12 protein-coding genes and 1 pseudogene are annotated in these 11,746 nt (G+C 68.1%); 7 read left to right on the top strand and 6 right to left on the bottom strand.

The window, feature by feature from the left end:
* Positions 1-101 precede the first annotated feature (101 nt).
* The 5 genes from AC1DVT_RS12955 to AC1DVT_RS12935 all read right to left on the bottom strand — a co-directional run bounded on the left by AC1DVT_RS12955 (position 102) and on the right by AC1DVT_RS12935 (position 3,383).
* On the bottom strand, positions 102-1,031 hold the full coding sequence (locus tag AC1DVT_RS12955) for an alpha/beta hydrolase (protein ID WP_477389470.1): 930 nt from the start codon (positions 1,029-1,031) through the stop codon (positions 102-104).
* A gap of 69 nt (positions 1,032-1,100) precedes the next feature.
* Entirely contained in the window at positions 1,101-1,865 is a 765-nt protein-coding gene (locus tag AC1DVT_RS12950) for an ABC transporter permease (RefSeq protein WP_477389468.1), read from the bottom strand.
* Positions 1,862-2,653: an ABC transporter ATP-binding protein gene (locus AC1DVT_RS12945; RefSeq protein ID WP_477389466.1), complete on the bottom strand. Its 792-nt coding sequence runs from the start codon at positions 2,651-2,653 to the stop codon at positions 1,862-1,864. The genes AC1DVT_RS12950 and AC1DVT_RS12945 overlap by 4 nt, the downstream gene beginning before the upstream one ends.
* On the bottom strand, positions 2,650-3,024 hold the full coding sequence (locus tag AC1DVT_RS12940; protein WP_477389464.1) for a DUF1048 domain-containing protein: 375 nt from the start codon (positions 3,022-3,024) through the stop codon (positions 2,650-2,652). Before AC1DVT_RS12940 ends, AC1DVT_RS12945 begins: the two co-directional genes overlap by 4 nt.
* A gap of 2 nt (positions 3,025-3,026) precedes the next feature.
* Complete coding sequence (locus AC1DVT_RS12935; protein ID WP_477389462.1) at positions 3,027-3,383, bottom strand: PadR family transcriptional regulator; 357 nt, start codon at positions 3,381-3,383, stop codon at positions 3,027-3,029.
* Positions 3,384-3,509: 126 nt separating this feature from the next.
* Between AC1DVT_RS12935 and AC1DVT_RS12930 the strand changes: the two genes are divergently transcribed.
* The 3 genes from AC1DVT_RS12930 (at position 3,510) to AC1DVT_RS12920 (ending at position 5,983) form a co-directional block, all read left to right on the top strand.
* A complete protein-coding gene (locus tag AC1DVT_RS12930) occupies positions 3,510-3,869 on the top strand; it encodes an MmcQ/YjbR family DNA-binding protein (RefSeq protein WP_477389460.1) in 360 nt (119 codons plus the stop codon).
* A 61-nt stretch (positions 3,870-3,930) separates the two neighbouring features.
* On the top strand, positions 3,931-4,632 hold the full coding sequence (locus AC1DVT_RS12925) for a DUF2510 domain-containing protein (protein ID WP_477389458.1): 702 nt from the start codon (positions 3,931-3,933) through the stop codon (positions 4,630-4,632).
* 19 nt (positions 4,633-4,651) lie between these two features.
* Positions 4,652-5,983 carry a hypothetical protein gene (locus tag AC1DVT_RS12920; protein WP_477389456.1) on the top strand — a complete coding sequence of 444 codons (1,332 nt, stop codon included), beginning with the start codon at positions 4,652-4,654 and terminating at the stop codon, positions 5,981-5,983.
* Position 5,984: 1 nt separating this feature from the next.
* Here the strand turns inward: AC1DVT_RS12920 and AC1DVT_RS12915 are convergent, their stop codons facing one another.
* Positions 5,985-7,439: an MFS transporter gene (locus tag AC1DVT_RS12915; RefSeq protein ID WP_477389454.1), complete on the bottom strand. Its 1,455-nt coding sequence runs from the start codon at positions 7,437-7,439 to the stop codon at positions 5,985-5,987.
* 87 nt (positions 7,440-7,526) lie between these two features.
* Here AC1DVT_RS12915 and AC1DVT_RS12910 point away from each other — a divergent pair, with 87 nt between their 5' ends.
* The 4 genes and pseudogenes from AC1DVT_RS12910 to AC1DVT_RS12895 form a co-directional block, all read left to right on the top strand.
* Positions 7,527-8,180, top strand: coding sequence for a TetR/AcrR family transcriptional regulator (locus tag AC1DVT_RS12910; protein ID WP_477389452.1), 654 nt, complete (start codon positions 7,527-7,529; stop codon positions 8,178-8,180).
* A gap of 60 nt (positions 8,181-8,240) precedes the next feature.
* Positions 8,241-9,707, top strand: coding sequence for a glycoside hydrolase family 43 protein (locus tag AC1DVT_RS12905; RefSeq protein ID WP_477389450.1), 1,467 nt, complete (start codon positions 8,241-8,243; stop codon positions 9,705-9,707).
* 43 nt (positions 9,708-9,750) lie between these two features.
* A complete protein-coding gene (locus AC1DVT_RS12900) occupies positions 9,751-11,487 on the top strand; it encodes an AMP-binding protein (RefSeq protein ID WP_477389448.1) in 1,737 nt (578 codons plus the stop codon).
* 70 nt (positions 11,488-11,557) lie between these two features.
* Positions 11,558-11,746 (top strand): annotated as a pseudogene (locus AC1DVT_RS12895) (radical SAM protein); the annotation flags it as partial.

Here is an 11,746-nt window from a genome sequence, read left to right as displayed (position 1 = left end):
GGTGACGACCGCGACTTTGCCTGCCAGATGAAGGTCCATCTTGCTGACGCTAGCGGCCGTGGGAGCGCTCCACCAAATGGTCGAGTCGACCCCGCCGCGACCTACCGAAGGGCGGCTCGCTGCGCGGCGACGACGGCAGCCATCGCGGGCGCGGCGCTGCGCGCGAACCGCGGGAAATTGAGGAATCCGTGGGGCATCGCGGGATACTCGATGAGTTCGACCTCGACGCCGGCTGCACGCAGCGCCTCGGCGTACAGCACCCCGTCGTCGTGCAGGGGGTCGTGCCCGCCGACGATCACGATGGCGGGAGGCAGCCCGGCCAGCGATTCGGCCTTGAGCGGTGAGACCCGCCAATCCGCATCGTCACCGGCGTAGAGCTCGCCGAACCGCTTCATGTCGGCGGCGGTCAGGATGAAGGCGTCCGCGTTCGCGCGGCGCGACGCCGTGTCTCCGCCCCCGGTCGCCGGATAGAGCAGCGCCTGGTGGCGGATGCCGGGGCCACCGTTGTCTCGCGCTATCAGTGCGACGACCGCGGCCAGGTTGCCGCCGGCCGACTCCCCCATGACGCCGATCCGCGCCGCGTCGGCGCCCAGTTCGGTCGCGTGCCCGGCGGCCCAAATCAGCGCGGCGCAGCAGTCGTCGACGCCGGCGGGGAACGGATGCTTCGGCGCAAGCCGGTAGCCGACGGACACGACGATCGCGTCCAGGTCCTTCGCGACGGTGCCGCACATCCAGTCGGCCCCGCGGAGATCGCCGAAGACGAACCCGCCACCGTGGAAGTAGACGATCAGCGGTCGCGCTGCGCGGGGACCCTCCGGCGTGTAGACGCGGATGGGGATTCCGTCGACCTTGCGATCCTCGCTCGTCACGCCTTTCGGGCGAGATCCCATCAGGATCGCCGCGATCGCCTCCGGGGCTCCGGCGCCGCTCGATCGGTCGATCTGTTCCGGCGTCGCCTTAGCCACCGACGACCCGGGGAGGCGTCTCATGACCTTGCCGATGCGCCGCATCCCTGGGGCGAGTGGTTCCATGATGCCGACCTTAACGCCGAAGCCCTCCCGCGGTGCACTGCGCACCGCGGGAGGGCTTTCGGACTGGGCTCAGCTGATCTTGCGCTTGTAGATCGCCATCGCCGCGAAGTACGCGACGACCAGGATGCCGACGCACCAGGCCAGTGCGACCCAGATATCGGATGTCACCGGCTGACCGGAGAAGATGTCGCGGATCGTGTCGATGATGGGCGTCACGGGCTGGTTCTCAGCGAACCACGCGACCGGTGCGGGCATCGTGTCGGTGGGCACGAAGGCCGAGCTGATGAACGGGAGGAAGATCAGCGGGTACGAGAACGCACTCGCACCGTCCACGGTCTTGGCCGACAGGCCGGCAATCACGGCGATCCACGTCAGAGACAGGGTGAACAGGATCAGGATGCCGGCTACCGCGAGCCAGCCGAGCACGCTCGTGCCGGTGCGGAAGCCCAGGATCAAGGCCACGCCGACCACGATCACGATCGACGCCATGTTGGCGACGAGCGAGGTCAGCACGTGCGCCCAGAGCGAGCTCGCTCGGGCGATCGGCATCGACTGGAAGCGCTCGAAGATGCCGCCCTGCAGATCCAGGAAGAGCCGGTATGCGGTGTACGCGATGCCCGACGCGATCGTGATGAGCAGGATGCCGGGGAGCATGTAGTCGATGTACGAGACCCCGCCGGTGTCGATGGCGCCGCCGAACACGAAGACGAAGAGCAGCATCAGGGCGACCGGGGTGACGGCAGTCGTGATGATCGTGTCGGGGCTGCGCAGGATGTGGCGCAGCGACCGTCCGGTCAGGACAGTGGTGTCGCCGAAGAAGTGCGTGGTGGTCATGATCGCTCCTTGATCTCGGTCCCTGAGCCTGTCGAAGCGTCGCCGACGAGGGCGAGGAAGACGTCTTCGAGGCTGGGCTGCTTCTCGACGTATTCGACCTTCGCGGGCGGCAGCAGCTTCTTGAGCTCGGCGAGCGTGCCGTTGACGATGATCCGACCCTCGTGGAGGATCGCGATCCGATCGGCGAGCTGCTCCGCCTCATCGAGGTACTGCGTGGTGAGCAGCACCGTGGTGCCCCGGCCGGCGAGCTCCTTCACCGTCTGCCACACCTCGATCCGCGCCTGCGGGTCGAGGCCCGTCGTCGGCTCGTCGAGGAAGATGACCGGCGGGTTGCCGATGAGGCTCATCGCGATGTCGAGGCGACGGCGCATGCCACCGGAATAGGTCGCGGCCTTCCGGCCCCCGGCATCCGTAAGGGAGAAGCGCGCGAGCAGGTCGTCCGCGATCTTGCCCGGGTTCTTCAGGTGTCGCAGCTTCGCCACCAGCACGAGGTTCTCGCGTCCGGTGAGGATCTCGTCGACGGCCGCGAACTGGCCGGTGAGGCTGATCGATTCGCGCACGTCCTGCGCCTGTGCGGCGACATCGAAGCCGTGCACATTCGCGGTGCCTGCGTCCTGCTTGAGCAGCGTGGACAGGATCCGGATGACCGTGGTCTTGCCGGCGCCGTTCGAGCCGAGCAGGGCGAAGATGCTGCCCCGCGCCACGTCGAAGTCGACGCCACGCAGCACGTGCACCTCTTTGAAGGACTTCTCGATTCCGCTGACGCGGATCGCGGCATCCGTGGTCATTGTCCGTCCTCCTTGCTGAGTCCCTGAATGGTGTCGGTCAGGCGGGCGCGCTCCTTGTCGATCCAGCGCTTGCCCGAGTAGGCGGCGGCGAAGGCCTCGGCGAACTCGACGGGGTCGTCACCGACGATCTCGTCGACGGGCGTCCCATCGGCGGCGGCCCGCTCCCACAGGTCGGCGAAGTCGTTCAGCATCGTCATCATCACGGCAGGGTCGCCGTCGGTGATCCCGCCGTTGTACATGAAGTAGCGCTCGAAGGCATTCGCTGCCGTTCGGTACGGCTCGGGCAGCGCCGCGATCCGGGCCTTGTACTGCCGATATGCCTTCTTGTCATCGAGCGATCCGGTGAGGAACTCGATCCACTTTGCGGCCATGATTACTTCTCCCCTTCGTCGAGGTTGTTCTTCGTCTGTTCTTGGTGGAGCTGTTCGATGCGTTCTGCGAGGAAGCTCCATGTCCCCCAGAACTCGCCGAGCTGCTCTCGGCCCGTCGCGTTGAGCGAGTACACCTTGCGCGGCGGACCCTTCTCGGACGGAACCTTCTCGACATCCACGAAGCCCCGCTGCTCGATGCGGACGAGCAATGCGTAGACGGTGCCTTCGACGATGTCCGAGAAGCCCTGCTCCCGCAGCCAGGCCGTGATCTCGTACCCGTACGCGGAGCGCTCGGCGAGGATCGCGAGCACGATGCCTTCGAGAGTGCCCTTGAGCATCTCCGTCATCTGGTTTCCCACGACTCACCTCCTATCTACTCGGTGTTGCTGACTACTGGTAAACGGTAACACTAAGTACCGGTAGTTGGCAACACTGAGTAGCAACTTTTCCTACGGCGACGCGCGCGGGTGGGCGATACTGGCGCCGTGAGCCCTGATGACGTCTACGCATACTGCGCCGCGAAGCCCGGCGCCTGGGAGGACCAGCCCTGGGAAGGCGACGTCGTCTTCAAGGTGGGGCCCGGCGAGCGCGGCAAGATCTTCGCCTTCTTCGGCGACGGGCACGCGATCGGGGTCAAGGCCGCGACGACCCGCGACGAAGCCGACGAGTGGATCGCGCGGTATCCGGAGGATGCGCGGGTCTCGGCGTACATCGGCCGGTCAGGCTGGAACTCGCTGAACACCGGCGGCGGCATCCCGGCAGACGAGCTCCGTGAGGCGATCGACCGGTCTTACGAACTCGTCGTGGCGGGGCTGCCGAAGAAGTACCGCGAGTTCGGCGCCTAGGCGACCAAGCCTTCGGTGAACCGATCTCGTAGCCGATCGTCTCGAGGGCTATCTTTCTCGCATGGGGACGACGCCGAGCGGGTGGTACGACGATGGTCACGGCACGATGCGCTGGTGGGACGGTGCCCGCTGGACGGACCACGTCGCTCCCGCAGGCACCGACACCCATGTGGATGTCCCACCGCCGGCCGATGGCGGCTTCGCGCCGCAGGGGTCCGCGGTCACTGACTCGCCCCCGGTCGCTCCCCCCGCACCCATCCCGCCGACGAAGTCGAAGCTGTGGATCGTGTGGGCGGTGCTCGGGGTCGTGGTGCTCGGCGTGCTCATCCTCGCCGCGGTATTCATTCCGCGGCTGTTCGTCGGGCTGCTCGGTCAGGGCGCGGGGGCGGGAGGCGATCTGACGGCCGACCAGCAGGCGGCAGTCGCCGCCACCCAGCTGTACAACGACGCATGGCAGGATGCCGACTGCGATGCCTACATGTCATCGACCACCGAGGCATTCCGCACGCAGTCCGGTCTCACGGACTGCTCGGCGTTCGAGAGCCAGGCGGAGGCGTTCGCCGTGGCGGCGGACGACTACACGGTCACGCTCGTCGATGTCCAGGAGGAGGGCGGCACGATCCTCGTGGGCACCACCGAGACATACACTCTCCTGCTCGACGAAGAGGGCACCCCGCTCGACGAGCCGAGTGCGGAGTCGATCGACTGGGTGTACATCGTCGTCGCGGACGGCGAAGACTGGCTCATCGACGACATGCGGTAATCGGGTCTATGATCCGGCCATGGGCGGCTCTGGGGGCTGGAACGATCGTCGCCGCGCGCCGCGGCATCCCTCACGGTGGGCGTTCGCCGCTGCGGCACTCCTCGCATGCACCGGATTGCTCACCACGATCCCCGCGACAGCGACAGCCGCCGAGCCGTCGCCGTCGCCCTCTGGCGACAACACCGCAGAGGTGATGAACGCCATCGCGCAGTACGATGCGTCATTCGCAGAAGCCGACTGCGACGCCTTCTTCGAAGTCACCACCGCCGGATTCCGGAACTACCTCGCAATTCCCGATTGCGAGACCTTCGTCAACCGGGCGCACGGCCGCTCCGAGATCATGGACCCGATGGAGTTCACACCGATATCCATCGGCGGCACGGGTCGTGCCACCATCGCTGCGCTGGTGCACGTCAAGTTCGACAGTCTCATCGACCAGAACTTCGAGCGGGTACCATCCCCCGTTCCGGTCGAATTCGACTACCGGTTCCATCTCGTGCATTTGGGGGGCGCCTGGAAGATCCAGGATGTCCACGATCTCACCGGCGGACGCACGCAAGGGCTGGTGAGCGCCGAGGAGCAGCAGGCGGTCGACCGACTGATGGTCGATTGGCAGTCCGCCTACTCGACCGGTGACTGCGACGCTCTGATGGCCTCGACGACGGCGGGCTATCGGGAGACCATGAAATGGCCGGACTGCGCGACCTTCCAGCAGTACATCGCCGATCAGAACGCGTACTGCCCGATGGACGTGCACCAGGAGGACATCCGCTTCCATGACAGCCTCGATGTGCACAACACCGAGATCGAGCTCGACGTGGTGGAGGTGTGCACGCTCGACACCGACGAGGCCGGCAATCCGCTCGATCCGCCCTACCAGTCCGGCGCCCCCTACCGGTATCACCTGGTCGACGTGGACGGCACCTGGCTGATCGCCGAAGGCGACGACCAGGCCGCGGCCGAAGACGATGCCGACAACACGAACGAACGTGCGGCGCTCGAGACGATGGGTGCCTACAACCAGGCATGGAGCGATGCGGACTGCGTCGCCTACGCGAGCACGACCACCGAGGGACTGCGCGACTCGTATGGCCTCTCGGGATGCGCCGCGTTCGGCCCGGCTGCGAGAGAGTGGAGCGCGGGGGTCGCCAACTTCGCGTTCACTGCAACAGACATCGAACGGCCCTCAGCGACCCGCTTCGAGATCAAGTCCCACGAGACCTTCGACTCACTGACCGACGCCGATGGTCAGCCCTTGGACGCACCGGTCCTCATCGACGAATACTGGGTCTACACGATCGACCTGGTGCAGGGCGAGTGGGTGATCTCCGACATCGTCATGCTGGTGTGATTCACGAGACGCGGATGCGCGCCTTCGAGACCAGCACCATCGCCACCGCGGCCCCGACGGCGCTCGCACCGGCCGCGACCCAGAAGGCCAGTGAGAATGCGGCCGTCGGCGCGGTGGCCGAGACGGCACCGGCAGCCAGCACCGCGCTCACGACCGGAGCCGCGGCCGCCGAGCCGATCGTGCGCACCACGCTGTTCAAGCCGGTGGCGGCACCGGTCTCGTTCGCGGGCGACCAGGTCACGACCAGCTGCGCGCAGATCGCATAGCCGATGCCGTTGCCGAGGCCGAGAACGGCGAAGCCGACGATGACGACGACGGGCATGGTCGGCCAGATCGCGAGGACGACCGCTCCGACACCCATGACCGCGGCGGCGAGGACGGCGGTGACGGCGCCGCCCACGCGAGCGACGAGCACCGGCGTCAGCCGGCCGCCGAGGAAGACGAGGACCGCGCTCGGGAGCATCGCCAGCGCCGAGGCGGTGACGCTCATCCCCCAGCCGTACCCCGTGCCGGCCGGTGCCTGCATCAGCAGCGGCAGGGCGATGTAGAAGACATAGGGGACGAAGCCGACGACGACGGTGAGCAGACTGAGCAGCGCGATCGGCCCCTGACGGAACGTGCGCACATCGACCACCGGGGCTGCGCTGCGGAGTTCGACCAGGACGAGCGCGATGAGCAGCACAATGCCCGCGGCGCCCACGCCGATGGTGAGCGGTGAGGTCCAACCCCAGGCGCCCCCCTGCGACACGGCGAGCAGCACACCGACGAGGCCACCCGCGAACAGCCCGATGCCGGGCCAGTCGATCGGCCCGCTGGCGATCGCTGCGGAGCCGCGGGGCACCCAGGCGAGCACCATCGCGGCAGCCACCAGGATCAGGATCGCGCCGAGGATGAAGATCCACCGCCACGACAGCACGTCCACGACGATCCCGCCGACGACGAGGGCGAGACCGGCACCCAGCCCGATCATGCCGGGGATCCAGCCGAATGCCGCCGCGAGCCGCGGGCCCTTCAGGGTCGACCGCGCGAGCGCAAGGGCGAGCGGGAAGGTCGCGGTGCCGACGCCCTGAAGGGCGCGGGCCGCGAGCAGCACGCCGAGGTTCGGGGCGACAGCGGCCAGGAGAGTCGCGGCGGCGAACACCATCATCGAGATGAGCATGACCCGGCGGTGGCCGAAGCGGTCGCCGAGCTTGCCGACCACGGGCGAGAAGACGGCACCGGCGAGCAGGAACGCCGTGAGGATCCACCCCGTGCCGAGGCTGCTCGCGCCCAGTTCCTTGCCGATCGTCGGCAGCGCGGGCACCACGAGGGTCTGCATGAGTGAGAACGCGAGCACCGCCGCGCTGAGCGCGAAGGTGAACCGGCCGGGGTGACGCAGGTCGGGCGAAGCAGGGGCTGCGCTGACTGCGGGGACGCTGGGAGCGGCCGGCTCCAGAACGGTGGTCGCGAGGGACATGGGGTTCGCTCTCTGTCGTGCGGAATTCAAGATATCGGAACGGAACTTCCGTTCCGATATAACCGTAGCACTGTCTACACTGATGTCATGCCCGAGCCCGTCGCCCCCGATCGCCGTCTGCCCGGACGACAGCAGGAAGCTCGATCGAACGACTCCGCCGTGCTCGCGGCCGCGCGCGAGGTCTTCTCCGCTCGAGGGCAGGACGCCTCGATGGCCGAGATCGCCCGCCAGGCGGGCGTCGGCGTCGCCTCGATCTATCGCCGCTATCCGACGAAGGAAGCTCTGGTCGAGGCGCTCCGCGTGAACGCTGTGAGCGACGCGGCCCTGCTCGCCCGCGAAGTCGCCGCCGGTGACGATGCGGCGCCTGCGGGGGCCGTGGCCACTTTCCTCGCTCGGCAGATCACCGGCGCCACCGGTCCGATCCTGCAGCCCTCACGGGGTGGCGCACCGTTCTCGGCAGAACTGGAAGCCTCGTCCGAAGAGCTGCGCGTCGGCCTCGACGCGCTGGTCGCCCGCGACCGCTCCGACGTCCTGCTGCCTGAGGGCTTCACCGCCGCCGATGTGATGCAGCTCCTCCTGCACCTGCGCCCGGCGCTGCCCCTGCCGCGGGCCCAGGCCGACGCCCTGCACCTCCGCTACCTCGACTTCGCGATGCGAGGCCTCCACGAGCAGGCTCGCGCAGGCCTCGCGCTCAGCGAAGGACCCCACTGGGATGAGTGGATGGGCTCCTGGCGCGACTGAGCCGGGAGCCGGATTTCTCCGCCGTGCGATAGCACGCGAGCCCCACCGAGAAGGAATGACATGAGCGCCACACCGATCATCCCCGGGTTCCACCCCGACCCTTCGATCTGCCGGGTCGGCGACGACTACTACCTGGTCAACTCGTCCTTCGAGTACCTGCCGGGGGTGCCGATCTTCCACAGCCGCGACCTCGTCACCTGGGAGCTCATCGGCAACGTGCTCGATCGCGAGGACCAGCTGTCGCTGCCGTCGTCGGCCGGCAGCAGCKGGATCTTCGCCCCGACGATCCGTCACCACGACGGCCGGTTCTGGATGATCACGACGAACATCAACCGGGTGCGCGATGGGCATCTGATCGTCTCGGCCACCGACCCGGCCGGCCCATGGACGACCCCTGTGTACACGACAGGGGCTCTCGGCATCGACCCGGATCTCTTCTGGGACGCAGACGGCACCTGCTATCTCACATGGGCCGGCGGCTGGGACGGCGGTCTGCCGATCATGCAGGTCGCACTCGATCCCGCGACCGGCGAACTGCTCGGCGAGCCCCGCGGCATCTCGAGCGGAACCGGACTCGCGAATCCCGAAGGACCGCATATCTACCGCCGCGGCGACTGGTATTACCTGCTGCTCGCCGAGGGCGGCACCGAACGTGGGCACACCGTGACGATCGCGCGGTCGCGCTCGGTCGACGGGCCGTACGAGGGCAATCCGGCGAATCCGATCCTCAGCCACCGCAGCACGATCGACCCGGTGCAGAACACCGGGCACGCCGACCTCGTCGAGACGGCGGACGGCTGGGCGATGGTCTACCTCGGCGTGCGCCCGGTCGGCCCGAGCCCCCATTTCCACCTGAACGGGCGCGAGACCTTCCTCGCGGGCGTCGAGTGGAAAGACGACTGGCCCGTCGTCGACGAGTCGGCATTCGAGGTCCCGCCGTGGTCGAGTGACCTCGACGACGACTTCTCGTCGCCCGCGCTCGACCTGTGTTGGATCGCGCCGGGCGTGCACCCGGCGTCGATAACGAGCCCGGCACCCGGCGGCGGCATCGAGGTGCGGCATCCGGAATCTCTCGACCACCGCCCTCTGCTCGCGACCCGCGTCGAGCACTCGGCGTGGGAAGCGCAGGCGACCGTGGCGTCGGGCAGCGCCCGGCTCGTGCTGCGCTCCGACGATGCACACTGGGTCGCGGTCGAGTCGACGGGCGGCGCCGTCTCGGCTCGCGCCGTGGTCGGGCCATTCGACCAGGTGCTCGGAACAGCCGACGCGCCGGCGGGGTCGACTGTCACGCTCGCGATCCGCTCGAGCGCGCCGGCCCAGGGCATGTTCGGGATGACGTCGACCACCGACACGCTCGAACTCGGGGTGATCGGCGCCGATGGATTCCAGCCGATCGCCTCACTCGACGGCCGGTACCTCTCGACGGAGGTCGCCGGGGGGTTCACCGGCCGGGTCATCGGGGTCGAACCGCTGCCCGATCAGGACGAGCCCGCGATCCTCCGGCGCTTCGAGTACCTCGGCCTCTGATCGGGGAGGATGGTTCCATCACGTCTCGATGATGAGGAACCCCATGTCCAGCACCCCCACCGCACTTCTGCGCGACGCCCGCGACCAGCTCGTCTCGCTCCGCGACGATTACCCGAGGGCGTTGGCGGAGTTCCGCTGGCCCGAGATCGACGGCGCCTTCAACTGGGCGATCGAGTGGTTCGATGTCATCGCCCGCGGCAACACCGCCCCAGCGCTCATCATCGTCGAAGAGGACGGCAGCCGAACTGTCCGCTCGTTCGATGAGATGGCGACCCGGTCGGACCAGCTCGCCGGTTGGCTGAAGTCGCTCGGAGTCGCGCGCGGCGATTCGGTCATGCTCATGCTCGGCAACCAGGTCGAGCTCTGGGAATCGATGCTCGCGCTCATCAAGGTCGGGGCGATCATCCTGCCGACGACGGTCGCGATCGGCGGCGCCGACCTCGACGACCGCATCATACGCGGCTCGGTCGGGTATGTCATCGCCGCCGGCGCCCACGCGGACAAGTTCGAAGGCATCAGCACACCGGTCACCGGCATCCGGATCGGAGCGGGCCCCGCCGAGTGGGCGTCGTACGAGGATGCCTTCCTGACCCCGGCGACACCACAGGACCACCCCGGCACGCGGGTGGACGAACCGCTCCTGCACTACTTCACGTCGGGCACCACGAGCCGGCCGAAGCTCGTCGAGCACACCCACGCGTCGTACCCGATCGGTCACCTCACCACGATGTACTGGCTCGGCCTGCGCCCCGGTGACGTGCACCTCGCGATCAGCTCGCCGGGGTGGGCGAAGCACGCCTGGAGCTGCTTCTTCGCACCGTGGATCGCCGAGGCGACGATCTTCGTCTACAACTACGAGCGCTTCAACGCCGAGCGGATGCTGCAGACCATCCGCTCCGAGGGCATCACGTCATTCTGCGCACCGCCGACGGTCTGGCGGATGCTCATTCAAGCAGACCTGCCCCTGGGAGCCGGCGTGCTCCGCGAGGCGATCTCGGCGGGCGAGCCGCTGAACCCCGAAGTGATCGGCCAGGTGCGCCGGCACTGGGGGCTCACCATCCGCGACGGCTACGGGCAGACCGAGATGACCGCCGTCATCGCCAACTCACCCGGGGGCGTCGTCAGGGACGGCGCCATGGGTCGCCCGCTGCCCGGCTGCCCGATCGTGCTCGTCGACCCCATCACCGGGGTGGAAGCCGACGAAGGCGAGATCTGCATCGACCTCTCGAAGCAGCCGACCAACCTGATGACCGGCTACGTCGGCGACGCCGAGCGCAACGCCGAGTCCACGCGGGGCGGCTACTTCCACACCGGCGACATCGCCTCGCGGGATGCCGACGGGTACCTGACCTACATCGGCCGCACCGATGACGTGTTCAAGGCCTCCGACTACAAGATCAGCCCATTCGAACTCGAAAGCGTGCTCATCGAGCACCCGGCCGTCGTCGAAGCGGCGATCGTGCCGGCGCCCGATGAGCTTCGGCTCGCCGTCCCGAAGGCGTATGTCGTGCTCGCCGCGGGGTTCGAGCCGACATCCGACACAGCGGACGACATCCTGAGCTACGCGCGAGAGCACCTTGCCCCGTTCCAGCGGATCCGGCGCCTCGAGTTCTTCGACCTGCCCAAGACGATCTCGGGCAAGATCCGCCGAGTCGAGCTGCGGCAGCGGGAGGAGCGGATCGCCCGCGGCGAGGAGACCTGCCAGGAATGGCGCGACGACCGGCTGCGAGGCCTGCCGAAGGCACCCGTGGACGGCGAGAACGCCGAAGCCGAGGAGTAGGTCGCGACGCGCCGATGCATCTCTGCATCGGCTCTGGCCCCGGCATCCCGGCCCGCACTATCTTGAGCGCATGACTCAGACTGCCGGGACCGGCATGCCGCTGCGCGACTACCGGATCCATCGGTACGTCAACGCCTTCTGCCCGCACTGCCACGAGGAAGACCCCGATCGGGCGCTCTCCGAGGTCCGGCGCCTCTCCGGATGGCTCGCGGTGCGCGACGGCAGCGTCTGGCTGGAACGCGGATGCCCCGACCACGGC

The organism is Microbacterium sp. P2_F9 (assembly GCF_056403635.1).
This window is presented reverse-complemented; position numbering and strand designations above follow the sequence as displayed.

Bases quoted from the DNA above. Each gene is read 5' to 3' on its own strand.
- AC1DVT_RS12955 (WP_477389470.1), bottom strand. From the start codon at position 1,031: ATGGAACCACTCGCCCCAGGGATGCGGCGCATCGGCAAGGTCATGAGA.
- AC1DVT_RS12950 (WP_477389468.1), bottom strand. From the start codon at position 1,865: ATGACCACCACGCACTTCTTCGGCGACACCACTGTCCTGACCGGACGG.
- AC1DVT_RS12945 (WP_477389466.1), bottom strand. From the start codon at position 2,653: ATGACCACGGATGCCGCGATCCGCGTCAGCGGAATCGAGAAGTCCTTC.
- AC1DVT_RS12940 (WP_477389464.1), bottom strand. From the start codon at position 3,024: ATGGCCGCAAAGTGGATCGAGTTCCTCACCGGATCGCTCGATGACAAG.
- AC1DVT_RS12925 (WP_477389458.1), top strand. From the start codon at position 3,931: ATGGGGACGACGCCGAGCGGGTGGTACGACGATGGTCACGGCACGATG.
- AC1DVT_RS12920 (WP_477389456.1), top strand. From the start codon at position 4,652: ATGGGCGGCTCTGGGGGCTGGAACGATCGTCGCCGCGCGCCGCGGCAT.
- AC1DVT_RS12915 (WP_477389454.1), bottom strand. From the start codon at position 7,439: ATGTCCCTCGCGACCACCGTTCTGGAGCCGGCCGCTCCCAGCGTCCCC.
- AC1DVT_RS12910 (WP_477389452.1), top strand. From the start codon at position 7,527: ATGCCCGAGCCCGTCGCCCCCGATCGCCGTCTGCCCGGACGACAGCAG.
- AC1DVT_RS12900 (WP_477389448.1), top strand. From the start codon at position 9,751: ATGTCCAGCACCCCCACCGCACTTCTGCGCGACGCCCGCGACCAGCTC.